The organism is Fluviicoccus sp., assembly GCF_030646115.1.
Classification (GTDB): Bacteria; Pseudomonadota; Gammaproteobacteria; order Pseudomonadales; family Moraxellaceae; genus Fluviicoccus.
In genome coordinates this window covers 230,000-253,571 of the sequence record NZ_JAUSMX010000008.1, presented here as the reverse complement: position 1 = coordinate 253,571, position 23,572 = coordinate 230,000, and the positions used below count along the sequence as shown (strand labels likewise).

20 protein-coding genes are annotated in these 23,572 nt (G+C 61.0%); 14 read left to right on the top strand and 6 right to left on the bottom strand.

What is annotated here, in order from left to right; genetic code table 11:
- Positions 1–223: 223 nt before the first annotated feature.
- Positions 224–754, bottom strand: a complete 531-nt coding sequence (locus Q7T36_RS05355; protein ID WP_304844816.1) for a transposase — start codon at positions 752–754, stop codon at positions 224–226.
- Positions 755–932: 178 nt separating this feature from the next.
- On the opposite strand from Q7T36_RS05355, the gene Q7T36_RS17975 reads away from it, so the two are divergent.
- Entirely contained in the window at positions 933–1,232 is a 300-nt protein-coding gene (locus Q7T36_RS17975; RefSeq protein ID WP_370690053.1) for a DUF805 domain-containing protein, read from the top strand.
- Between the two features lie 89 nt (positions 1,233–1,321).
- Here Q7T36_RS17975 and Q7T36_RS05350 read toward each other — a convergent pair whose 3' ends face one another.
- The 4 genes from Q7T36_RS05350 to rph form a co-directional block, all read right to left on the bottom strand.
- Entirely contained in the window at positions 1,322–1,813 is a 492-nt protein-coding gene (locus tag Q7T36_RS05350) for an ankyrin repeat domain-containing protein (protein WP_304844814.1), read from the bottom strand.
- 169 nt (positions 1,814–1,982) lie between these two features.
- Entirely contained in the window at positions 1,983–4,115 is a 2,133-nt protein-coding gene (locus Q7T36_RS05345) for an EAL domain-containing protein (protein WP_304844812.1), read from the bottom strand.
- A gap of 29 nt (positions 4,116–4,144) precedes the next feature.
- Positions 4,145–4,444 carry an Hpt domain-containing protein gene (locus Q7T36_RS05340; RefSeq protein WP_304844810.1) on the bottom strand — a complete coding sequence of 100 codons (300 nt, stop codon included), beginning with the start codon at positions 4,442–4,444 and terminating at the stop codon, positions 4,145–4,147.
- A gap of 343 nt (positions 4,445–4,787) precedes the next feature.
- Positions 4,788–5,555, bottom strand: a complete 768-nt coding sequence (rph, locus tag Q7T36_RS05335) for a ribonuclease PH (protein ID WP_304844808.1) — start codon at positions 5,553–5,555, stop codon at positions 4,788–4,790.
- Between the two features lie 114 nt (positions 5,556–5,669).
- On the opposite strand from rph, the gene Q7T36_RS05330 reads away from it, so the two are divergent.
- From Q7T36_RS05330 to Q7T36_RS05270, 13 genes are all read left to right on the top strand, one after another.
- Positions 5,670–6,524, top strand: a complete 855-nt coding sequence (locus Q7T36_RS05330; protein WP_304844806.1) for a YicC/YloC family endoribonuclease — start codon at positions 5,670–5,672, stop codon at positions 6,522–6,524.
- 86 nt (positions 6,525–6,610) lie between these two features.
- Complete coding sequence (gene gmk / locus Q7T36_RS05325) at positions 6,611–7,225, top strand: guanylate kinase (RefSeq protein ID WP_304844804.1); 615 nt, start codon at positions 6,611–6,613, stop codon at positions 7,223–7,225.
- A 46-nt stretch (positions 7,226–7,271) separates the two neighbouring features.
- Entirely contained in the window at positions 7,272–7,556 is a 285-nt protein-coding gene (rpoZ, locus tag Q7T36_RS05320; protein ID WP_304844802.1) for a DNA-directed RNA polymerase subunit omega, read from the top strand.
- 51 nt (positions 7,557–7,607) lie between these two features.
- Positions 7,608–9,713, top strand: coding sequence for a bifunctional GTP diphosphokinase/guanosine-3',5'-bis pyrophosphate 3'-pyrophosphohydrolase (gene spoT / locus Q7T36_RS05315; protein WP_304844800.1), 2,106 nt, complete (start codon positions 7,608–7,610; stop codon positions 9,711–9,713).
- 234 nt (positions 9,714–9,947) lie between these two features.
- Positions 9,948–12,659: a bifunctional glycoside hydrolase 114/ polysaccharide deacetylase family protein gene (locus tag Q7T36_RS05310; RefSeq protein ID WP_304844797.1), complete on the top strand. Its 2,712-nt coding sequence runs from the start codon at positions 9,948–9,950 to the stop codon at positions 12,657–12,659.
- A complete protein-coding gene (locus Q7T36_RS05305; RefSeq protein WP_304844795.1) occupies positions 12,613–13,527 on the top strand; it encodes a tetratricopeptide repeat protein in 915 nt (304 codons plus the stop codon). Before Q7T36_RS05310 ends, Q7T36_RS05305 begins: the two co-directional genes overlap by 47 nt.
- Positions 13,524–16,334, top strand: coding sequence for a tetratricopeptide repeat protein (locus Q7T36_RS05300; protein WP_304844793.1), 2,811 nt, complete (start codon positions 13,524–13,526; stop codon positions 16,332–16,334). The genes Q7T36_RS05305 and Q7T36_RS05300 overlap by 4 nt, the downstream gene beginning before the upstream one ends.
- 28 nt (positions 16,335–16,362) lie before the next feature.
- Entirely contained in the window at positions 16,363–16,902 is a 540-nt protein-coding gene (locus tag Q7T36_RS05295; protein WP_304844791.1) for a hypothetical protein, read from the top strand.
- A 99-nt stretch (positions 16,903–17,001) separates the two neighbouring features.
- Positions 17,002–18,366, top strand: a complete 1,365-nt coding sequence (locus tag Q7T36_RS05290) for a PelD GGDEF domain-containing protein (RefSeq protein ID WP_304844789.1) — start codon at positions 17,002–17,004, stop codon at positions 18,364–18,366.
- Positions 18,359–19,375, top strand: a complete 1,017-nt coding sequence (locus Q7T36_RS05285; protein WP_304844787.1) for a hypothetical protein — start codon at positions 18,359–18,361, stop codon at positions 19,373–19,375. The genes Q7T36_RS05290 and Q7T36_RS05285 overlap by 8 nt, the downstream gene beginning before the upstream one ends.
- Complete coding sequence (pelF, locus tag Q7T36_RS05280) at positions 19,372–20,919, top strand: GT4 family glycosyltransferase PelF (RefSeq protein ID WP_304844785.1); 1,548 nt, start codon at positions 19,372–19,374, stop codon at positions 20,917–20,919. Before Q7T36_RS05285 ends, pelF begins: the two co-directional genes overlap by 4 nt.
- Positions 20,919–22,289, top strand: coding sequence for an exopolysaccharide Pel transporter PelG (gene pelG, locus Q7T36_RS05275; protein ID WP_304844783.1), 1,371 nt, complete (start codon positions 20,919–20,921; stop codon positions 22,287–22,289). Before pelF ends, pelG begins: the two co-directional genes overlap by 1 nt.
- A 38-nt stretch (positions 22,290–22,327) precedes the next feature.
- Entirely contained in the window at positions 22,328–22,708 is a 381-nt protein-coding gene (locus Q7T36_RS05270) for a RidA family protein (protein WP_304844781.1), read from the top strand.
- Between the two features lie 35 nt (positions 22,709–22,743).
- On the opposite strand, the gene Q7T36_RS05265 is transcribed toward Q7T36_RS05270, so the two are convergent.
- Complete coding sequence (locus Q7T36_RS05265; protein WP_304844779.1) at positions 22,744–23,562, bottom strand: SDR family oxidoreductase; 819 nt, start codon at positions 23,560–23,562, stop codon at positions 22,744–22,746.
- Positions 23,563–23,572 lie beyond the last annotated feature (10 nt).

The window sequence follows — 23,572 nt, the reverse complement described above, 5'->3', positions numbered from 1 at the left end:
GATGAGATATCAAAAACATCTGGCCTCGCGCTACCTTTCTTACCTCGAGCAGCTGACACGCCTCAAAGAAACGATGATTCAGAAAGAAGGTTAGTACGGTTACCTGTAACTCCTTGATACTTCTTAAGTAGTTTTTCAGCATATGAATGTTTCAGCGTTCCTTGGTGCGAACCTGTTCCGACTGCTCCCCAACACGTAAGGCGCAATGGAATTGCGCCGGATTTCAATCCGGGGTACAAACCGAAGTTTCCCTGCCCCCACCCCAATCCAACGAATACGAACCCTCTCTCACAAGACGCCGGAATGTAGAGTACGGCCAATCCCTTACCCGCTCAACATACCCATGCTTCACCGGGTTGATATGAATGTAATCCATATGCGCCCGAAAATCTGCTTCATCTCGAATCATATGCTCCCAATACCGGCGTTGCCAGATACCCCGCTCCCCCCTCCGTTGCCGGGCCTCGTTGCGGCGTTCGGTACAAGGCAAGGCGCGGGAAAAGCCGCCTTTGATAAGCATCCAGCGGGTGGCGTAGTCCGTATCCTGTGGCGGCAATTCCAGCAGGCAGTGCATGTGCTCCGGCAACACGACCCAACCATGAATGGTAAAAGGATGGCGTTCACGCACCTGTTTGACGCTTTGTCGAAGTAGGTCAATGGGCCGGACCAGCAAGTCGTTTTGGTGTCTTTGCAGCAGGTTGACGGTGAAGAAGATGGTGCCGCCGGGGTGCCAGACGCGTCGATAATCGGGCATTTTTCTTCCTTGAGGCATGCTTTGGGATGGGGATGTGACCGTATCATAAATCCGGCGCAATTCCATTGCGCCCTACGAGGTCTGTAGGTTTCAGAAAATACGGCGCATTTTTAATGCGCCCTATGCTGGCTGTTGTGGAGTTTCTACCCTTTTAGCATCAATTTTGAAGAGAAGACAAATGAATTTCATGTATGGAAGAACGTTATTCATGTCAGTTTTTGTGCTTGGAAGTTCTCTATCAGCATACATCTACATCAATTATCCACAAATGGAAACTGACGTTCCAATGCACTTACTAATAGCAAACACCTCACTTGTGTTAATATTTATTATATTAACCATACTCAGATGCCATGCCGTGGGATGGTCAGGCTGGCGGGCATTGGCACTCATTATTCCGTATGTAAACATAGTGCTATTATTTAGCTTAATGCATCTCGCTGGCAAAAAATCTCCCAAGAACATAACCAACACTTAAGGCCCAATAGAATTGCGCCGGATTTTTCAGTCCGGAGTACACACCGAGGTTTCCCTGCCCCCAACCAAATATATGAGCTCTTCTTGCAACTAATTGTTAAAAAGCTCAACTATCTCTGTATCTCTACTTGCAACAGATGCCACGTAGGCTTTAACTGAAACCCCTCCCTCTAACTTTTGATCCTTATCAGCACCATTTCTCAACAGCAACTTAGCGCATTCATAATCAAATGGTTTAACTAAAAACAATTGCCGCAATGGGCTAACACCTTCACAATTAACAACATTAACATCTGCACCTGCAACAATTAAAGCCTTAATAAAATCTGCCCTCTTTAATCTCACTGCATAATGTATTGCAGTATTCCCATATGCATCAATAGCATTAACATCCACCCCCTTATCAATCAAATATTGAATAGCCTCGTACGATGGCGACAATGAAAGAGAAAGCAGCGCGTGATGGAGGTAGCTCCATCTTTCCTTTTCAGTGACCTCATTGAGATCGGCCCCATGACCAACCAATAAGTCAATCTTGGCTAGATCACCCTTCATGATCGCTCTTAAGACTTCTCTAGACATTTCCTATACACCCTCTATGACAGAAGAAATCTTCCATCTCGAAGAATATGACTAATATTGTCTCGATCAGGCAAATCACCCACCCATCATAACCACACCCAACCCATCTCCCCAACAAAAAGGGCGCAATTCCTTGCCCCCCTTCTCCCCACCCGAATCACCCAACCCCTCAGTGATCCACCATAAACACACCCTTATGCAACTCCGACGCCGCCAGACTCGTCATCATGAACCGCTCAAAATCCGACTTCGGCATCGGCCGCGCAAACAAAAACCCCTGCATCGTAATGCACCCGCGCTGCAACAGGAAATCCGCCTGCTCCGTCGTCTCCACCCCCTCCGCCACCACACTCAGCTTCAGGTTCTGCGCCAAACCGATAATCGCCGCCGTAATCGCCGCATCGTTCGGATCAGTCACAATATCCTGCACAAACGACCGGTCAATCTTCAACTCATCAATCGGGAAGCGCTTCAGATAATGCAGCGACGAATACCCCGTCCCGAAATCATCCACCGACAGCGAAACCCCCATCGTCTTCAACGCCTGCAAGGTATCAATCGTCGAACTGATATCCTGCATCAGGATGCCTTCCGTCAACTCCAGCACCAGGAAACTGGGCAACAATTGCGACTCGTCCAGACTGCGCTGCACCCCGGCCAGCAAATCCGGATCACGGAAATTCGCCGACGACATGTTGATCGCCAGCGGCACAATCGGCAAACCCCGGGTCTGCCAGTCGCTGTTGATGACGCAGGCCTGCTGCAACACCCACTGCCCCAGCTCCACAATAAAACCGCATTCCTCAGCCACCGGAATGAAGATGGCCGGCGAAATCATGCCGCGCTCCGGATGCTTCCAGCGCAACAGCACCTCCGCCCCCACCAGTTCATGCGTCAGCGGATTGACCTTGGGCTGGAAGTACAACTCCAGCTGGCCCTGCTCAATCGCCTTGCGCAGATCGTTTTCCAACGCAAACTTGTTCAGCACTGTCTCGTTCATGGTGGAATCGAAGAAGTGGTAGCTGTTGCGGCCCTTGTCCTTGACAGCGTACATCGCCAGATCGGCGTTCTTCAGCAACTGCTCCACGTCCTCACCGTCTTCCGGCGCCACGGCAATGCCGATGCTGGCGGTGACAATGATTTCCTGCTTGCCGATGGTGATCGGTTGGGAAATGACTTCCAGCAGGCGCTGCGCCACCTGGGCGGCGTCTTCCGGCTGGCTGATGTCGGTCAGGACAATGGTGAATTCATCGCCGCCCAGACGCGCCACCATGTCGTTCTGGCCCTGGGCCAGCGCAATGATGTCGGTGCTGCGCACACAGGTGTTAATGCGGCTGGCCACGGCCTGCAACACCATGTCGCCCTTGTCATGGCCCAGGGTGTCGTTGATGCGCTTGAAACGGTCGAGATCAATGAACAGCAGCGCGCACTGCTTGCCGTTACGCTTGGTGCGCAGCAACTCGTGCTGCAGCAGTTCGCGGAACAGCTGGCGGTTGGCCAGCCCGGTCAGTGAATCGTAATAGGCGAGGTTGCGGATGCGCTGCTGCGCCGCCACCAGCTCGGTGATGTCCTGGGTAATGCCTTCAATACGCTCAATCGTGCCGTCGGTGTGATAGAAGACCTGCGTCTGCTCGTGCAGCACGCGCATGCCGGAGTGGCCGGCAATGATGCGGAACTGCAACTGGTAGGCGGTGCCTTTCACGGCGCTGTGCAGGGCGTCACGAACAATCTGGCGGTCCTCTTCATGCACATGCTCCAGCATGGCGTACATGGAAGTTTCCAGGTTGTCGCGGCGCACGCCGAGAATGCGGTAATACTCGGTGGTGCGGCGGGTGGTGTCGTGCTCGGGCCACCATTCCCAACTGCCCAGATGCGCCAGACGCTGGGCGTTGGCCAGGCTGGATTCGCTGTGGGCCAGCTGGTCGTGAATACGGCTGGCGCGCAGGATGTAGTGAATGCGATAGACCAGCAGCGTCCAGTTGATGGGCTTGGTGACGAAGTCGGTGGCGCCATAATCATAAGCGCGCACAATGGAGGCGTTGTCCTCCAGACCGGTGAGCATGATCACCGGCAGGCTGGCCAGTTCGGGGTTGCGCCGGATCTCCTTGCAGACGTCATAGCCGTCAATATCCGGCATGATCACGTCCAGCAGCACCAGATCGGGCTTGATCTGCTTGATCATGGCCAGCCCCTGCTGCCCGTTGGCCGCTTCAAAAACGCGGAAGTTTTCTTCCGCCAGCTTTTCAGCCGCCAGCAGGCGCGTTATGGGGTCGTCATCAATAATCAGGATTTTGGTGGTCATTACAGGGTTCCAGATTGCCGATCCTGACATCAGTCCTGTATCTCCGCAGGTACTGACATCAACTGTGGTTCCAGCGCATTCAGGGCCGCCATCAAGCGAGCCGATTCTGCGAGCAACGCACCGGTCAAGGCGCCGGCTTCCGCCAACTCCGACTGTCGGGCAAATTGTTCGATATCTCTGGCTACCTGTGAGAGGGCCTGTGCGCCAATCGACGCCGAAGAAGACTTCAGCGTATGTGAGTGACGCAGCAACGCCTCCTGATCCTGAGCGGCCAGTGCGTATTCAATCCCGTGAACCAGTTTGGAAGCTTCCTGGCGAAACAGTCCCAAAAGACGCCTCACCAGGGGTGATGCTAACCCCGAGTTTCCCCCTATGCTTGTTAGCACCCTGACATCCAGCGCCTCCGGGGCGCCGGTCTTGTTATTGTCATGCATCATTGATGTCCCGGCCTGCTCATCCCTGTTCACTTCAAGCGTCTCCCAACCCATCCCGGCACCAATGTAATCAATAAGAAGCCATACACTAAGTCATAGTGTTTTTATCGGACTTTACAGTTACCTAACATTTTGACACATAGCAAGCTCATTTTTAACTTTCAACGCCAACTGCCCGACAAAGCAGCATAATAAGATGACGAGCGCTCACCTTCCGACGAACGTCCGTCATCACGGATTACCAGCCCAGGACTTCCTGCTGCTTGGTAATCAGCGTCTGGATGCCCTGTTCGGCCAGAATCAGCATGCTGTCGGCTTCCTGGCGGCTGAATGACTTGCCTTCCGCCGTACCCTGCATTTCCACAAAACCACCCAGCTGGGTCATCACCACATTCATGTCGGTGTCGCAGCCGGAGTCTTCCTCATAGTCCAGATCCAGCACCGGCACGCCCTTGACAATGCCCACCGAAACGGCGGCAATCAGGTGCTTCAGCGGGTCGTTCTTGATGGTCTTGCGCTTCAGCAGGTAGCTGAGGGCGTCCACCAGCGCCACGGCCCCGCCGGTAATGGCGGCGGTGCGGGTGCCGCCGTCGGCCTGCAGCACGTCGCAGTCGATGGTGATGGTGTTTTCACCCAGTTTCTTCAGGTCCACCATGGCGCGCAGGCTGCGGCCGATGAGTCGCTGGATTTCCAGGGTGCGGCCGCCCTGCTTGCCGCGCGAGGCTTCGCGGTCGTTACGGGTATGGGTTGCGCGGGGCAGCATGCTGTATTCGGCCGTGATCCAGCCTTCACCCTTGCCCTTCAGGAAACGCGGCACCGAGGTCTCGACACTGGCCGTGCACAGCACCCGCGTATCCCCGAATTCCACCAGCACCGAGCCTTCGGCATGCTTGGTGTAGTGGCGGGTGAAGCGGATCTGGCGCAGTTCGTCGGCGGCGCGTCCGGCGCTGCGACGGAAGCCCTGGTCGGTAATGGCGGTCGACAGGGCGTCTTTGAGATTCGGCATGGTGCATCCTCGGTACGTTTAGATGAAAAGCGGCAAAGCAGGCAATTATAGCGTCTAGCGGCTACAATCGACGCTGACATCCAACATTCTGACGGAGTTTGCATGATTTGCAGCATGACAGCCTTCGCCCGGCAGGAAATACGCGGTGATTTCGGCCTGCTGGCCTGCGAAATTCGGTCGGTGAACCACCGTCACCTGGAAATGGCGCTGCGTCTGGGCGACAGCCTGCACGGCCTTGAACCGGCGCTGCGTGAACGTCTGCGGCAGCAACTGGGACGGGGCAAGGTGGAGGTCTGGATTCGCCATGAACCGGCAGAAACATCCGCCACACAGGTGCGCATCAACCTGGAGCTGGCCGCCAAACTGGTCGCTGCCGCTGCCGAAATTGACAAGCTGGCCCGCCACACCGCCCCGCTGAATGCCGTGGACATCCTGCGCCTGCCCGGCGTCATGGTTCCGCCGACACCGGACGCTGAAGCACTCGCTACCGCCGCCCTCGCCTTGTTCGACACCACCCTCACCGACTTTGGCGCGTCCCGCCGCCGGGAAGGCGATGCGCTCGCCGCCCTGATTGCGGCGCGCCTGGATGCCGTCGGGGTGGAGTGCGCCAAGGCGGCAGAACGGTTGCCCGGCATCATCCAGCATTACCGGCAGCGGCTGCAGGACCGCCTGTCGGAACTCAAGGGCGAGCTGAACCACGAGCGCCTGGAACAGGAACTGGTGTTTTTTGCGCAGAAGATTGATGTCGCCGAAGAACTGGACCGGCTGGCCACCCACGCCGCCGAAGTCCGCCGCGTGCTGGCGGCGGGCGGCATGGTGGGGCGCAAGCTCGACTTCCTGCTGCAGGAATTAAACCGCGAAGCCAACACCCTGGGCGCCAAATCGGTCAGCGCCGACAGTTCACAATCCTCGGTGGAACTGAAAGTCCTGATTGAGCAAATGCGCGAGCAGGTGCAGAACATCGAATAACCCCCTGCCGGATGGGGCGCCGGTATGCTTGAATAGCAGCCCGGCGACCGACCCGCCCTCCACCCACCCGATAGTGAAGACCCAACATGTCCGGAACCCTTTTTGTTGTCTCCGCCGCCTCCGGGACCGGCAAAACCTCCCTGGTCAGGGCCCTGCTGGAAAACACCGACCACGTTATTGTCTCGGTGTCCCACACCACCCGCAAACCCCGCCCCGGCGAGCTGGATGGCGTGCACTACCACTTTACCAGCGTTGACGAATTCATGACCCAGGTCGGCGAAGGCGGCTTCCTGGAACATGCGGAAGTCTTCGGCAACTTCTACGGTACGGCGCGCAGCACGGTCGAAAACGCCCTCAAGGCCGACCGCGATGTCATCCTGGAAATTGACTGGCAGGGCGCCCAGCAGGTCCGCCGCCAGTTCCCGGATGCGCAAACCATTTTCATTGTGCCGCCAAGCCGCGAGGCCTTGCGTGAACGCCTGCTGAATCGCGGCCAGGACAGCGACGAGGTTATCAACCACCGGCTGGCCGGGGCGCTGGAAGACATCAGCCACTTTGTCGAATTCGACTATCTGGTCATCAATGACGACTTCGATACCGCCCTCGGAGACCTGCTGGCCGTGGTCCGCGCCTGCCGCCATCGCCAGCCGTTGCAAGCCATCCGTCATATGGACCGGCTGCAGAGCTTGTTGTCATCCTGAGAATTGCGTATATTCAAGGTTTTCCCTGTTGCTGTTGAGATTCGAAATGGCTCGCGTTACCGTCGATGATTGCCTGGGTGCAGTCGAAAACCGCTTTGAACTGGTTCTGGTCGCCTCCCGCCGCGCCCGCCAATTGGCTTCGGGAAACAAGGAAGCCCTGCTGCCCTGGGACAATGACAAACCAACCGTGATGGCGCTGCGCGAAATCGCCGCCGGTCTCGTGGACCGTTCCATCCTGCACGCCAAGGATGAAGATCCGGTGGATGATGTCGCCCTGGACATCAGCCTGGGCATGGGTCTTGGCATGGGCATGGACATTCCCGGCTTCTGAGCCGCCGGGCGGCCGTCTGCGGCCGCCCCCGCCTCCCCACCGGAAACTCCGATGAGTGCCGGACTCGCTGGTTTCAGCGAATACCTCGCCACCTACCTCAAGCCGGAGCAGATTGCCGAGGTCGAATCCGCATACGTTTTTTCCAGGATCGCCCACGAAGGGCAGTTCCGCCGCAACGGCGACCCGTACATCACCCACCCCCTGGCCGTCGCCGACATCCTCGCCCACATGCACATGGACCATCAAAGCCTGATGGCCGCGCTGCTGCATGACGTGATTGAGGACACCGGCGTTTCCAAGGAGGAACTGGGCAAGCATTTCGGTGTCGACGTGGCTGACCTGGTGGACGGCGTCACCAAGCTGGCCAAGGTGCGCACCCAGACCAAAGCCGAAGCCCAGGCCGAAAACCTGCGCAAGATGATGCTGGCGATGACCCAGGATATCCGGGTGATCATTGTCAAGCTGGCTGACCGCCTGCACAACATGCGCACGCTGGATGTGCTGGCTCCCGAAAAACGCCGCCGCATTGCCCAGGAAACCCTGGACATCTACGCCCCGCTGGCCAACCGCCTGGGCATGAACCAGGTGCGCATTGAACTGGAAGATCTCTGTTTCGAAGCCCTGTTCCCGATGCGGGCGCCGCTGATCCGCAAGGCGGTACGCGTGGCGCGCGGCAACCGCAAGGACATGCTGGAAACCATCCGCCAGACGCTGGAACAGCGCCTGCGCCAGGAAGGACTGGCATCGCGGGTGCTGGGCCGTGAGAAGCACATGTACAGCATCTACATGAAAATGAAGGAGAAACAGAAGTCATTCTCCGAAATCATGGATGTTTACGGCTTCCGGGTAGTGGTGGAGTCGGTAGATGCCTGTTATCGCGCGCTAGGCATCATGCACAACCTGTACAAGCCCATCCCCGGCAAGTTCAAGGACTACATCGCCATTCCCAAGGCCAACGGCTACCAGTCGTTGCATACCGTGCTGAAAGGTCAGCGCGGCGTGCCCATTGAAATCCAGATCCGCACCGAAGCCATGGAGTCCATGGCCAACAACGGCGTGGCCGCGCACTGGCTGTACAAGGACACCGGCAACACCTCGCAGGCCCGCGCCCGGGAATGGATGAAGTCGCTGCTGGAATTGCAGAAGAGCGCCGGCAATTCGCTGGAATTCATTGAAAACGTCAAGATTGATCTGTTCCCGGACGAGGTCTACGTCTTTACACCGAAGGGCACCATCCTGACGCTGCCCAAGGGCTCCACACCGGTCGATTTCGCCTATGCCGTTCATAGCGATGTCGGCAACAGCTGCGTCGCTGCCCGTGTGGACGGCCGTCTGGCCCCGCTCAGCCTGCCGCTGCTGACCGGACAAACTGTGGAAGTGATCAGCGCACCGGGCGCCATGCCCAATCCGCACTGGCTGAATTTCGTCATCACCAGCAAGGCGCGCGCCAATATCCGCAGCTACCTCAAGGACCAGCAGCAGTCCCAGTCGGTGGATCTCGGCCGCCGCCTGCTGGACAAGGCCTTGTCTGCCTATGCCCTGAAAGTGGCCGCCGTGCCCTCCTCCCTGCTGACCCAGGTGCTGGGCGAGTTGGGCTTCGACAATCTGGACAGCCTGCTTGAAGACATCGGTCTGGGCAACCGTGCGCCGCAACTGGTGGCGCGACGGCTGGCGCCGGAAGGGTCCCGCGAGCAAAACCGTCCCGCCTCCCGGCATATGGCCATCCATGGCACCGAGGGCCTGCTGGTGTCCTACGCCCGCTGCTGCCGACCCCTGCCCGGCGACAGCATTATCGGCCACCTCAGCGCCGGGCGTGGCATCGTCATTCATCGCGACATCTGCAACAACCTGGTGGCGGAACTGCGCGACAACCCCGACAAGTGCATGCCCCTGCAATGGTCGGAAACCATTGAACGCGAATTCCCCAGTGAATTGCGCATCGAGCTGACCAACCAGCGCGGCATGCTGGCGGAAATCGCACGCGAAGTCACCGCCAACGACGCCAATATCGAAAACATCAGCATGCAGGAAAAGGGCCCGCAACACGCCGTCATCAGCCTGAATTTGTCCGTACGCGACCGTGTGCATCTGGCCCGCATCATCAAGCGCATCCGCATTCTCAACGGCGTGGAAAAGGTCACCCGCGTCCGCGCTTGACAGGGATCACCACGGCCAAGTTGGCCCTTCGTACAATAATTACCCGATCTCGGGTAAATGACAAATTAACAACCAATCACCTAAAATGAGATTCAGTTGGCACTTTCCCGCCGACACCGGGGCTGATCCCGGTATATTTTCCAGACATAGACCCCCGAAGGCTGTTTCCCTATGGTGCTGAGGTCACTCCTGTGCTCCCTGCTGGCTTTGCTGTCCCTGATACCTGGGACAGGCGTGCAAGCGGCGCCCCTTCCCAGCGTGGCCCTCTATTACGGGGCCAACCCGCCCCTTGCGGAATTGCGCGCCTTCGATGTCGCCGTCGTGGACCCGGATCATGTCGCCTCCCCCAACCGTTTCAAGCATCCCGGCAGTGAACTGTTCGCCTACGTCAGCCTCGGCGAAGTGCATCCCGGCCGGTCCTGGTTCAAGCAAATTCCCCCGTCGCTGCTGACCGGCAGCAACCGCGCCTGGGGCAGCCGTGTCGTGGACCAGTCCGCAGCGGCATGGACGGATTTTTTCCTGGACCAGGTCATTGCGCCGTTGTGGCAGGCCGGATATCGCGGCTTTTTCCTGGATACCCTGGACAGTTATCAGTTGGTGGCCAAGACACCCGAAAGCCGCGCCCTCCAGGAAGCGGGCATGCGCCGCACCATTCACGCCCTGAAGGCTCGATGGCCCGCAGCACGGCTGATCGTGAACCGGGGTTTTGAGATTCTGCCGCAAATCCACAACGATGTCTGGATGGTGGCGGCGGAGTCACTGTACCGGGGGTGGGACGCCGCTGCCAGGCGTTTTGCGGAAGTACCGGCAAAAGACCGGCAATGGTTGTCGGCGAAACTGAAGTCAGTGCAGGCCGATTATGGCAAGCCGGTGCTGGTCATTGATTACGTACCCCCCGGCGACCGCACGCTGGCGCGTGAAACCGCGCACCGGCTGCGCGAAGACGGCTTCATTCCGTGGGTGTCGGCACCGGCGCTGGACCAGTTGGGCGTGGGTTCTGTGGAAGTCCTGCCGCGCAGGGTGCTGGTACTCTACAACCCGGCGGAGAGTCCGGATCTCCATTACTCTGATCCCCTGCGTTTTCTGGGTATGCCCATGGCTAGGCTGGGACTGGCGCCCGACTATGTGCCGGTCAATGGCCCCTTGCCGGACTATCCGCTGACCGGTCGATATGCAGGTATTGTCAGCTGGATCAACAGCGATGAAGTGGCGGATGGCGGACGTTATGCTGCCTGGCTGGAGCGGCAGGTCGATGTCGGGGTGCCGCTGGCGGTGTTCAGCCGTTTCGGCATGGCCTACGACAACCCGCTGCTGCGCAAACTGGGGGTGCAATCTTTCGAGGCCGACAAGTCCGCCCTGCTGAAAGTGACCGCCCGGCATACCATGACCGGCTTTGAACTGCCGGTGACGCCGCGTCAGGGCGAATTGTATCCGTTACGACTGAGCGGTGAAGGGCAACCGCTGCTGACCATCTACTCCTCGGCGGGCCAGATCTTCCACCCCGCCGCCTTGACCGCCTGGGGCGGCTATGCCCTGGCGCCTTATACCGTCGGCCAATTGCCGGGGCAGGACAACGGCGAGCGCTGGTATATCAACCCCCTGACCTTCCTGAGCCAGGCGCTGAAACTTGATCCTTCCATTCCGGTGCCGGACATCACCACGGAGAACGGCCGGCGGTTGCTGCTGGTGCACATTGACGGCGACGGCTTCGCCAGCGGCGCCGAACGCTTCGGCGCACCGCCCAGCGGTCAGGTGCTGCGCGACGAACTGCTGAAGAAATACCCGCTGCCCACCACCATGTCAGTGATTGAGGGCGAAATAGGCGCGAACGGCCTGTATCCGGCCAAATCCGCACAACTGGAAGGCATTGCCCGCGACATTTTCGCCCTGCCCTGGGTGGAAGCGGCCAGCCACTCCTACTCCCATCCCTTCCATTGGGGCAAGGCAGAGTCCAATCTGGATAACGGCGAAAGCTATCACCTCGCCATCCCGGAATATACCTATAACGTCAATCGGGAAATCGGCGGTTCGCTGGACTATATCAACAGTAGGCTGACGCCCAAGGACAAACCGGCCAAGGTCTTCCTGTGGACCGGCAACTGTGTCGCCACTGAAGAGGCCTTGGCTGCGGCTGACAAGGCCGGGTTGTTGAACATGAATGGCGGCGACACCGTGATTACCCGCAGCCGCAACTCCTGGACACAGATTGCCGGGCCGGGAAGGCCGCGCAACGGTTATTATCAGGTGTTTGCCCCTAACCAGAACGAGAATGTCTACACGAATCTCTGGACCGGCCCCTTTTACGGATTCCGGCGCGTCATCGAAACCTTCGAACTGACCGAAACCCCCCTTCGCTTCAAGCCGGTGGACATTTATTACCATACCTATGCCGCCTCCAAGACGGCCTCGCTGCAGGCTTTGCACGAGGTGTACCGCTGGGCGCTGTCGAAACCGCTGCATCCGGTATTTGCATCGGAATACATCCGCAAGGTGCTGGACTTCAATGACTTTGTCGTGGCGCGCACTCCCGACGGGCTGCGCCTGCGCGGCAACGGCGACTTGCGCACCATGCGCCTGCCGTTGACCGGTCCGGCTCCGGACCTGGCGCATAGCTTGGCTGTGGCGGGCATGGCTCCGGGTCCGCAGGCGCGTTATGTGCACCTGACCGGTGACGACGCCCTGCTGAACCTGACTGCCGAGCCGGATGCCTCCCCGTATCTGGAGTCCGCCAACGCCCGGATTACCGGCTTCAAGCGGGATGTCAGCGGCAACCTGACCCTGGATGTGCGCGGTTATCAGCCGTTACGCCTGGTATTCGCCAACGCTGCCGCCTGTCGGGCGCAAATCAAAAACCGCCCCCTGCCCTTTACCCGGCAAGGTTCCCGTCTGATTATCGAGAATGTCCGCCATGATCTCGCTGCGCTCCAGATCGTCTGCCACCGCTGAGCCGGTGCGGCTGCGCTTCTCCAGCAGCGGTCAGACCCTGATCTTCGGGCTGACGGTGGCGCTGATCCTGTTGATGATGTTTCCGGGGCAGATACTGCAACGCCGCCTGGAGCAATCGGCCGCCAGCGACTCACTGACCATCGCCTACCTGATGGCCTGGTTGCGCGCCAAGCCGGACGACCATCATCTACGCCTGCAACTGGCGCTGCACCAGCACGAGACCGGACAGGTCTTCCGCGCCTGGACCACCTTGCAACCGGTGCTGGCCTCACCCGCACTGGATGAGCAGGACCGTTACCGGGCGGAATTGCTGCACTTGAACCTGCTGGAGAAGCTGCTGTGGGCGGAAAGAGCCGACTCCGCCATTTTCATGCGCCGCCAGAAAGAGTTCATTGAACAGTTGCGCATCCTGAGCCGGTCGCCCCGGTTTGACGACCGCCTGGAACACTTTGCCGCCAAGGCCTACGCCATGGGGGAAATCCACCTCGCCAGAAATCTGTATTTGCGGCTGATCACCAGTGACCGCCCGCGTAATCTGAACTGGTACCGGCAGATTGCCGTGCTGGCGCTGGCCGACAACCAACCCGCCATGGCCGGACGCATCCTGCTGCTGGGGCTGGATCTGACGCCGACACCGGAGCAGCGCCGTATCCTGTTCCTGGAGGCCATGCGTCATTTCCAGGCCGCCAACCGGCTGGAAGAAGCGCTGAACGCCGCCCGCCTCCGCCTCGGCTCACTGGCGAACGATCCGGTCACGCTGGAGGCGCTGGCCCGGCTGGCGCTGGCCGCCAACCGCCCCGATATTGCTGAATATTACGTGTCGTTGTTACTGAAGCAACGCATCCAGACTCCCGGACGCCAACCATGAAGCTTATCCCGGCCGTGCTGCTGCTGACATTTTCCGGCTTCGCCATGGCGGAAATTTCCCTGCTGGATGAAAAAGCCGGCATTCCGCAAGCCCCGTTTGACGATACCCGCTATACCCTCGGCTTTGATATTTATGTCGCCGGACGCAACCTGCCCGCCGCCTGGCAGGTGGCGCGGAAAGCCGTGAGCCTCAAGCCGGAAGATGCGGCCTGGCTGAAACGGTATGCCCAGGTTTCGGAATGGGTGGGCGAACCCGCCGAAGCCCTGTCCGCCTGGCTGCGCCATGCCCGGTTGACCGGCGCCGATGAAAGCTGGAACGCCGTGGCGCGGCTGGCGCCGATGCTGCTGGATGACGAAGCCCTGTTGGCCTATCAGCAGCGGCTGGCCACGCAGCGCCCCGCTGATTTGCCGACGCTGCTGAAGCTGGCGGAAATCTATGAACGGCTGGGACGCCCGCAGGACGGCCTGCGCTTCCTGAAGGGTCTGGAGAACGGCAAGTCACGTGCAGCGGTGCTGGAAGTGGAAGCGCTGCTGGCCGAGCGCAGCGGCCAGGATGCCGAGGCCATAACCGCACTGGATCGTTTGCTGGCCGTACCCAAGCCAAAGGAGGCTTGGCTGTTACGCCGGGCCGCCCTGCAATACCGGCGCGGTGATCTACCCCGCGCCCAGGCCGGGCTGGCCGCCGTCGAAAAGCAGATGCCGTCAGCGGCGACCGGTTACTGGCAGACCTATGCCGAACTTTCGCGGCTGTTGAACCTGACCGAAACCGCACAGCGCGCCTATCAAGTGCTGATGGACGGGAATACTTACAGCGAAGGCGATTTGTGGAATTACGCCGCCCTGATCCAGGAACAGGACCCCTTGGCCGCCGCCGGCCTGCAGGAGTTGCTGTTCCGGCGCTTTGCGCGCGACAACGGAGCCATCAACGCGCTGTCGCTGTGGCAGGTGGCGAGGGCCTGGAGCGCCGCCGACGCCTTCCTCGCCTCGCTGACCCCGGAAGCCGTCACCCGGCTTGAAGCAAATGGCGGTTTCCTGGAACAGCGGGCGCGGTTGGCCTGGGTGCGCGGTCGGCTGGCGGATGCCCGCCGCGACTACGTCCGGGGACTGCAACTGGCCCCGGACTCGGTTCGGCTGGTGCAGGGACTGGCCGGAGTGCTGCTGGAACAGGATGACACGCTGGCCTTGCGTTACTTGTTGGAAACCCGCGAAGGACTGGCGCGGCGGCATGAGCCGTTGTGGCCGGCCTGGGCGTCCGGCTGGCAAAGACTGCGGCAGTTATCGCGCGCGCTGCCTTATCAATTGGCCTGGCAGCGCCGCCATCCTGAAGATGCCCTGGCCGCCCTGGCGCTGGCCGACACGCTGGATGCCCAAGGACAGCTGGCACAGGCACGGCAACTGCGGCAGGCAGTCCTGGCCCGCGCCGGGGCGCATCTGGATGCCGAACGGCCCGAGCGCCGCCGCCAGCTGGAAGACGCCCTGCTGGCGTTGAAGCTGCAACAGGCCCGGCCCGGCCCCGGCCGCCGCCTGTTGCTGGACCGGCTGGGCGGCGGCAAACCCGACTCTTTCAGCCGCGACCTCAGCTTAAGCTGGCTGTTGAACCATGACGCCGCCGATGCCGCCCTCAACCTGGCAGCCCGAACGCCGGACCTGCGCCTGCCCGGCTGGGCGGCGCTGGGCTTTGCCTTGCCGGTGGAAGACCGGCCGGCCATGGACAAGCTGATCAACCAGCGGCTGGAAGAACTGCCGATCTATGACCGTCTTGAAGCGGCAGAACGTCTGGGACGCCATGACCTTGCGGTGGATCTGGCCTTCCGCACCCTGGAAACCGAGGCTCCGGACGATGATGAACTGCATCGGCGCTTTGTGCGCCTGGGCGGCGCGCACGGCCACCGGCTGAGCGTGCAGGCGCTGGATGCCCGCCAAGGGGGCCTTGATTACGCTGGAACCGCCCTGCAATGGGAAGCACCTCTGGGCGATGGCAACCGGCTGGCGCTGACCCTGCATCAGGAAAATCCGAGCCGGAAAGATGCCGCTGCCCTGGGCCGTGATCCGGACAACCGCCGCCTGCTGTCGCTGCAACTGTCGCACCCGTCCGCGCGCAGCCTGTGGCTGGCGGGACTGCAGCAGTCGGAGGGCCTGGCCCGTAACACCGGCCTGCTGCTGGCGCAGACCTATACAGTCGACAGCCGCCTGCGCCTGGACTGGGCCCTGCATACCGGGGCCCTGACCGCCGACAGCCTGCCGCTACGCGTGGCTGGTCTGGATGACAAGCTGGCCACCGGTTTCAACTGGACCCCGGACGGACGCCACCACCTGAACCTGCGCTTGGAGCAGCACGATTACCAGGCGCAAACCGGGGAAAGCCTGGGCAGCGGCCGCACCCTGCTGCTGGAAGCCGGGCACCGGCTGTTTGCCGGTCAGAGCGACCACATGCTGAAAATGCAATTGGGCGAGGGGCGGTTCAGCGCCGCCGCCACGCCGCTTTCCCCGGCGCTCGCCACCCTGGTTCCCGCCGGGGCGGCGGCCGACAGCCGCTTCTTCATCCCGCAGGACTATCGCCAGCTTGCCCTGGCCTGGGCCTTCGGGCAGATTCCCGAGGAGCAGCCCGTTCGCGGCTGGCGCGGCTTCGGCGAGCTGGGCGCCAATTACTCCGATAATGGCGGCGCCGGTTACCAGTCGCTGCTGGGGGTGCAAGGCCCGCTGCTGGGGGGCGACCGCCTGCGCCTGCAACTGCAGGCCGGGCGTTCCGGACAGAGCCAGGGCAACAGCACCGGCGAACTGCGTCTGGATTACCGGATTTTTTACTGACAACACCGATTCACCCGAGGATATGCCCATGAACACTGCAAAACTGTTTGTCACCACCCTGCTTGCCGGCAGCCTGCTTGGCGCAGCCGGTTGCTCGACGCTGTCCGCCACCCGCGCGCCGGGCGTGGACCTGAAGGCCGCCTGGGTACTGCTGCCTGCCGTAAACAACACCGAAACCCCGCAGGCCGGCGCCCGCCTCGACAGCCTGACGGCCAGCCTGCTGCGCGTGCATGGCGTGCAGAACCTGAGCGTCTGGCCGGCAGCCCGCTCCGGCGATGCGCTGCTGGAGCAGGCCGACCGCGCCGGTCAGGAAAAGGCGATGGTGTGGGCCAAGGAACAACAGGCGCGTTATGCCGTTTCCGGCAGCGTGGATGAATGGCGTTACAAGGTGGGCCTGGACGGGGAACCGGCCGCCGGTATCACCCTTAGCATCACCGACCTCAGCAGCGGCCAGGTGATCTGGAGCGGCAGCGCCGCCCGCACCGGCTGGAGCCGTGAAGCCGTCAGCGGCGTGGCGCAGAAGGTCGTCAACCAGTTGTTGGATGAAGCGCTGGTTCCGGCACGCTGAGACTCGGCAGTCCGGTGTTGCCTCCGACGGAGATCTTCTCCGGCCGGAAGATGTCGGGCTGAAGCCCGACCTACATTTGATGCAGGATAGATGATTGGTATGCCCACCCTGACCCCGAGCCGCCTGGCCATCTGGTTTGCGCCCAAACAGTACAGCCGCCAGGCGGTTTATGAAGTGCTGCTCTTTACCCTGGGCAGCATGGCGCTGGCGGCCTGGACGCACCCGCAGGACCCGTTGCTGATCCAGCTGGCCTTTCCCTGGCTGTGGCTGGTGTGTACGGTGCTGGCGCTGCGTTACGGCACGCTGGCGGCCTTCGGCTCCATCGGCCTGATGGCCGGCGGCTGGGTGCTGCAGCAGGCCATCGCCGCCACCCCGTCAGCCTTCCCGTCCGAGTACTTCATGGGCGGGCTGGTGCTGAGCCTGATTGCCGGGGAATTTTCCGACATCTGGACCTCGCGCTTGCAGCGGGTGCGCGAAGCCAACGTCTACCTGAATGAACGTCTGGAATCGCTGACGCGGCGGCATTACCTGCTGAAACTCTCGCACGAACGGCTGGAACAGGATCTGCTGGTGAAGCCGCTGACCCTGCGCGACTCGCTGATGGCGCTGCGGCGCGGCCTGGCCAATGAGCCGGTCCGCAACCCGCACGATCTGCCTCAAGCCGCCACCTTGCTCAACCTGCTCAGCCAGAACTGCCAGCTGGAAGTCGCCAGCCTGCACAGCGTCACCGACGGCCGGGTCAGCATCCGGCCGGTAGCTTCGCTGGGGGAAGTCAGCCCGCTCAACGCCAGCGACCCACTGATAACCTATGCATTGGACGGCAAGGAGCTGTGCCATATCCAGACCGACTCGCTGCAAAAGGCCCGAACTGCTTATCTGGTGGCCGCCCCGCTGCTGGCGGCCGACGGACGCTGTTTCGGCATTCTGGTGGTGGAGCGTCTGCCCTTCCTGTCGTTGAACCCGGAAACCCTGCAGTTCATGGGCGTCATCCTGGGCTACTACAGCGACAGCATCGGGGTGCCCGAGGCCAGTTTCGAAGTGCTGCAATTGTTGCTGGGTCAGGAATGCCCGGTGGAATTCGGCGCGGAACTGCTGCGTCTGGATCACCTGTTCCGTATCAGCGGACTCAACTCGAGCGTCGCCGCGCTGGTGATTCCGCACTCGGCCCTGCGTTTTGACCTGGCCGCCGAAGCCCGCCGCCAGCGCCGGCAGATGGACGTGATCTGGGACCTGCACCTGCCGGACCGCGACATCCTGCTGACGGTAATGCCGCTGGATGGCGAAGCCGCCGTCACCGGCTATTTCCTGCGCACTGAAAAGTGGCTGAAGGACCTGTTCGGCTTCAAGACGCTGGCGGAATCCGGCGTACTGGCGCACTCCAAACGCATTGGCGAACTGCAACCGGCCGAGTTGCTGCACGCCTTGCTGGATCGCTGCCAGTTGGAGACCGGTTCCCATGGCTAGCACCAACGTCAAACTGGGCGCCGCTGCAGTCACCCTGGAGCTGGGCGCCGTCGCCCTGGTGCTGACCAGCAGCCGCGAACTGCACGTACTCAGTGAGTATTTCCTGATGCATGCCCTGGCCTGCGCCTGCATCACGCCGCTGGCCTGGTCACTGATGCCCGCCAACTACCAGCAGCCCCGGCGCTGGGTGCTGGTGCTGCTGTACAGCCTCTGTTTCTTCATCCCGGTGCTGGGCCTGTTCGGCTTCGCCATCGGAGCCATGGTCGCCGCCTGGCTGCCGCGCCTGCCCAAGCGCGAGGATTTCGACGCCGTCGCCACCCCGCATTACGAACTGCCCAAGACCACGCCGGTCAGCGGCTGGCGTTCCGGCCGTGTCCGCCAGCAGATTGCCGACACCTCTGCCCCGCTTGAACTGCGGATGAAAGCGCTGCTGGCGTTACAGGACGTCCCCACCCGCCAATCGTCCGGCATCCTGCGCGAGGCGCTGGCCGACAGCACCGACGACCTGCGGCTGCTGGCATATGGCATGCTGGACGCCCGCGAACAGCAACTGACCCACCGCATTGAACACGCCCTGCAACGCCATCAAACGGCCGGCCGGGATGACGAAGCCCGCTATCTGGCCGCCCGCGAACTGGCCGAGCTGTATTGGGAAATGGTCTATCAAGAACTGGTGCAGGGCGACATGCGCAGCTACGCGCTGGCGCAGGTGAAGCTTTACTGCAACGAAGCGCTGGCCTGGAAGGTCAAGGACACCGGCCTCTGGGTCATTTCCGGACGCATGCGGCTGCTGACCGGCGACTACAACGGCGCCACCGGATCCTTCGCCACCGCCATCCGCCAGGGCTTCCCGAAGGTACGCGCCGAACCCTATCTGGCGGAGCTGGCCTTCATGCGCGGTGACTTTGACACCACCCGGCAGTTGATGCAGGGCCTGCGCACCGAGGGACGCTCCCGTCCGCTGCAATTGTCCGCCGCTTTTTGGGGACAGGGAGGAAAATCCGCATGAGCATCATCCGTCAGGGAACCCGCGCCGATATCGGTCTGCTGCTGGAAGGCACATTCCCCTATGTCAGCGGCGGCGTTTCCAGCTGGGTCAACCAGATCATCCGGGGTTTTCCGGAATACACCTTTGCGCTGTGCTTTATCGGCAGCCGCCCCGAAGACTATGGTGATATGCGCTATGCGCTACCCGACAACGTGGTGCATCTGGAAACCCATTATCTGCATGACGGCCGTGAAAAGCCGCCCGTCATCAGCCATCGCGGCGACCCGGCGGTGTTCAAGGAAGTCCGCAACCTGCACGAGCAGTTCCGCAACCCGGCCGCCCGCGGCGGCTGCCCGTCGCTGATCGGCAACATTCTCCAGCACCGGGCCGGCGGCATGTACCGGGAAGAAGACTTTCTCTACAGCCGCGAATCCTGGAATTTCATTGCCGAACAATACCGGGCGCACTGCACCGACCCCTCGTTTGTCGATTACTTCTGGACGGTGCGCATCATGCACGCGCCGCTGTGGCGGTTGATGGAAGTGGCTGAAAACTTCATCCCGGTGCGCGCCTTCCACACCATTTCCACCGGTTACGCCGGTTTCCTGGGCGCCATGCTGAAGGTGATGACCAAGCGGCCCTTGCTGCTGTCCGAGCATGGCATCTATACCAAGGAACGCAAGATCGACCTCTTCCAGGCGGAATGGATTCGCGACAATCGCGGCGTGCTGGAAAAAGACACTTCAGAAGTGGCCTACTTCCGCCACCTGTGGGTGCGGTTCTTTGAAGCTCTGGGCCGCGAGTGTTACGCCAACGCCAGCCGCATCATCAGCCTGTATGAAGCCAACCGCCTGCGGCAGGTGCAGGACGGCGCCCCGGCCGAACGCACCGAGAACATCCCCAACGGCATCAATCTGCCCGCATTGCAGAAGTTGCGCGCCAACCGCCCGGCCCGCACTCCCCGGACGGTGTGCCTGATCGGCCGGGTGGTGCCCATCAAGGACATCAAGACCTTCATCCGCGCCATGCGCACCGTCGCCAACCGCCTGCCGGATGTGCAGGCCTGGATAGCCGGGCCGGAAGATGAAGACCCGGCCTATGCCCGGGACTGCCGCACCCTGGCCACCGGGCTGGGGCTGGCCGACACCGTCAAATTCCTGGGTTTCCAGAAAATCGACGAACTGCTGCCAAAAGTGGGACTGCTGGCGCTCAGCTCCATCTCGGAAGCCCTGCCGCTGGTGATCCTGGAGGGTTATGCCGCCGGGGTGCCCTGCGTCGCCACCGATGTCGGCTCCTGCCGCCAGCTGGTGGAAGGGCTGGATGCCGATGACAAGGCGATGGGCCCCTCCGGGATCGTGGTTGGCATTGCCGACCCGCAGGCGCTGGCCAACGCCATCATCCGCCTGCTGGATGACGACGATGCCTGGCGGCAGGCGCAAGCGGCGGGTATCGCCCGCGTGGAGCGTTATTACACCCAGGAGCAAATGTTCAGTCGCTACCGGGAGGTTTATCACAGCGCGCTGGCCGAATCCAACGCCCTGCCCCCTGCTGCGGAGAAAGGCTGATGGCCGGTATCGGTTTTGAACTGCGCAAGCTGCTAAAGCGCGACAGCCTGCTGGGCGTCATGCAGGCCTACACCTACGCCGGCATCATCAGCTCCGGGCCCTGGGTGCTGTCGATTCTCGGCATCCTGGTCATTGGCGTGATGAGCCTGTCAGTGGTAGTGCCCGACTTCCTGATCACCCAGTTTCAGGTCAGTGTCACTTACCTGATTTCGCTCAGCCTGATCCTCACCGGCTTTGTGCAACTGGCCTTCACCCGCTTCACCGCCGACCGCTTGTTCGAGAAGAAGGCCGACGTCATCCTGCCCAACTTCAATGGTTTGCTGTTGTGGGTAACTCTGGTGTCCGGTTCGCTGGCGACACTGGCGGTGGTGTTCCTGTTTCCGGGGCAATCGCTGATGTACCGGCTGCTGATGCTGGCCGGGTTCGTGGTAATGTGCGACATCTGGATCGCCACTATCTTCCTGTCCGGCATGAAGCACTACAAGGCCATTGTCAGCCTGTTCGGCATCGGCTACACCACCACGGTGGCCATGGCCCTGCTGCTGCGGCCTTTCGGGCTGGAAGGACTGTTGGGTGGCTTTTTACTGGGCCAGTTCGTGCTGCTGACCGGCATGGTGATCCTGATTTTGCGCAACTATCCCGCCGACCACTTTATGGAGTTCCGTTTCTTCGAAAAACGCTACCTGTACCCGACGCTGGTGGGCGTGGGCTTTTTCTACAATCTGGGCGTCTGGCTGGACAAATTCATGTTCTGGTTCTATGACCCGACCAGCCATGCCGTGATCGGCCCGCTGCGCGCCTCGGTCATCTACGACATCCCGGTATTCCTGGCTTACCTGTCCATCATTCCCGGCATGGCGGTATTCCTGGTGAAAATGGAAACGGACTTCGTGGAGTATTACGACAAATTCTTTGACGCTGTGCGTTCCGGCGGGTCGCTGGAATTCATTGAAGACATGCGTAATGAAATGGTGTTCACGGTCCGTCAGGGCATTTACCAGATCATCAAGATCCAGACCATTGCCGCGCTCGGGCTGTTCATTGCCGGGCCGTGGATTCTGGAGTCGCTGCATATCTCGCCGCTTTACCTGCCGCTGCTGTTCATCAACCTTATTTCGGCGGGTTTGCAGGTGGTGCTACTGGGGGTCATCAATGTCTTCTTCTACCTCGACAACCGCTGGATTGTGCTGTTTCTCACAGGCCTGTTCGTGGCGCTGAATGCCGCTTTCACTGCCGTCACTTTGTGGATGGGTCCGGAATTCTACGGTTACGGCATTGCAGCGGCGCTGACCATCACCATCATGATCGGCTTCCGTTTTCTGGACCGGGTGCTGGAGTCACTGGAATACAAGACGTTCATGCTGCAATAATGGCGGCCTGATTTCACTGCCTGACCCGAGGACACGTTATGAGCCGCACTATTATCAACACGCCGCATGCCCCCGCCGCCATCGGCACCTACTCCCAGGCTGTTCGCGCCGGGGATACCGTCTACCTGTCCGGGCAGATTGCCCTGGACCCGCAAACCATGGTGCTGAAGGAAGGCATTGAAGCGCAAATCGTTCAGGTGTTTGACAACCTGAAAGCGGTCTGTGAGGCTGCCGGTGGTGGACTGAAAGACATCGTCAAGCTGAATATCTTCCTGACCGATCTGGGGCATTTTGCGCTGGTGAACGAGATCATGGCGCGTTATTTCGTGCAGCCGTATCCGGCGCGGGCGGCGGTGGGTGTGGCGTCACTGCCGCGCGCGGCGCTGGTGGAGATGGATGGGGTGATGGTGACGGAATAACGTTTTACTACTGCCTGAAAGGTAGGGGCGGCCGGTTATCTGTAGCCCAAGGACAGATAACCGGTCCGATAGTCCGGGTAGAGCGGGTCAAATCCCAAATGACGGATGCGGCTGTTCCGGATGCGGCGATTCGCACCCGCTTCGTCCGCCGCGACGCGGGGCACGGCAGGCAGCCCCATCCGCCCCGCCAGCCAGTCCAGCACTTCCGCCTGCAACACCGGGCAATCATCCACCCCCAGATATATTTCCGCCAACTCCCGCCCCTGAAGGTGCTGTTCCATCAGGAATACCAATAACCGCGCCGCATCCGCCACATGGATGCGGTTGCTCCACAGCGCCGGGTTGACCGGCCGCCCGCTCTCCACCCACTTCAGCAACCGCAAGCGCCCTTCCCCGTAAATCCCGGCAAAACGCACCACAGTCGTCAGCCAGAACCGGCAGGCCAGCGCCTCGGCCTGCAACAACACTGCGCCATTAAAGCCTTTGGGCCGGGGCGGGGTCTCCTCATCCACCCACTCGCCATTCTCTTCACCATAAACACTGGTGGAAGAGACGAAAAATACCCGTTTCGGACTCCATGACTCCAGCGCCGTCCGGATGTTTTCCAGACCGGTGAGGAAGGTCCGCTCATAACCCTCCCGCGAGGACTCGTCCGGGCTGAGCAGAATGAAGACGTAGTCCGGCGCGCTAATATCCAGGCGAAACGGGCGGATAATGTCGGCCTGTGCCATCGCCACACCGGGAATCGCCGCACGGGAACGGCGGACACCGGTCACGGCATGACCGGCCTGCGCCAGTATTTGCGCCAGGCGACTGCCTGTGTCGCCACAGCCGATAATCAGGACATTTGCCATAAAGGGAATG

Bases quoted from the DNA above. Each gene is read 5' to 3' on its own strand.
- spoT (WP_304844800.1), top strand. From the start codon at position 7,608: ATGAGTGCCGGACTCGCTGGTTTCAGCGAATACCTCGCCACCTACCTC.
- Q7T36_RS17975 (WP_370690053.1), top strand. From the start codon at position 933: ATGAATTTCATGTATGGAAGAACGTTATTCATGTCAGTTTTTGTGCTT.
- Q7T36_RS05345 (WP_304844812.1), bottom strand. From the start codon at position 4,115: ATGACCACCAAAATCCTGATTATTGATGACGACCCCATAACGCGCCTG.
- Q7T36_RS05305 (WP_304844795.1), top strand. From the start codon at position 12,613: ATGTCCGCCATGATCTCGCTGCGCTCCAGATCGTCTGCCACCGCTGAG.
- rph (WP_304844808.1), bottom strand. From the start codon at position 5,555: ATGCCGAATCTCAAAGACGCCCTGTCGACCGCCATTACCGACCAGGGC.
- Q7T36_RS05285 (WP_304844787.1), top strand. From the start codon at position 18,359: ATGGCTAGCACCAACGTCAAACTGGGCGCCGCTGCAGTCACCCTGGAG.
- Q7T36_RS05270 (WP_304844781.1), top strand. From the start codon at position 22,328: ATGAGCCGCACTATTATCAACACGCCGCATGCCCCCGCCGCCATCGGC.
- Q7T36_RS05265 (WP_304844779.1), bottom strand. From the start codon at position 23,562: ATGGCAAATGTCCTGATTATCGGCTGTGGCGACACAGGCAGTCGCCTG.
- Q7T36_RS05295 (WP_304844791.1), top strand. From the start codon at position 16,363: ATGAACACTGCAAAACTGTTTGTCACCACCCTGCTTGCCGGCAGCCTG.
- rpoZ (WP_304844802.1), top strand. From the start codon at position 7,272: ATGGCTCGCGTTACCGTCGATGATTGCCTGGGTGCAGTCGAAAACCGC.
- pelF (WP_304844785.1), top strand. From the start codon at position 19,372: ATGAGCATCATCCGTCAGGGAACCCGCGCCGATATCGGTCTGCTGCTG.
- Q7T36_RS05300 (WP_304844793.1), top strand. From the start codon at position 13,524: ATGAAGCTTATCCCGGCCGTGCTGCTGCTGACATTTTCCGGCTTCGCC.
- Q7T36_RS05355 (WP_304844816.1), bottom strand. From the start codon at position 754: ATGCCCGATTATCGACGCGTCTGGCACCCCGGCGGCACCATCTTCTTC.
- gmk (WP_304844804.1), top strand. From the start codon at position 6,611: ATGTCCGGAACCCTTTTTGTTGTCTCCGCCGCCTCCGGGACCGGCAAA.
- Q7T36_RS05290 (WP_304844789.1), top strand. From the start codon at position 17,002: ATGCCCACCCTGACCCCGAGCCGCCTGGCCATCTGGTTTGCGCCCAAA.
- Q7T36_RS05330 (WP_304844806.1), top strand. From the start codon at position 5,670: ATGACAGCCTTCGCCCGGCAGGAAATACGCGGTGATTTCGGCCTGCTG.
- Q7T36_RS05350 (WP_304844814.1), bottom strand. From the start codon at position 1,813: ATGTCTAGAGAAGTCTTAAGAGCGATCATGAAGGGTGATCTAGCCAAG.
- pelG (WP_304844783.1), top strand. From the start codon at position 20,919: ATGGCCGGTATCGGTTTTGAACTGCGCAAGCTGCTAAAGCGCGACAGC.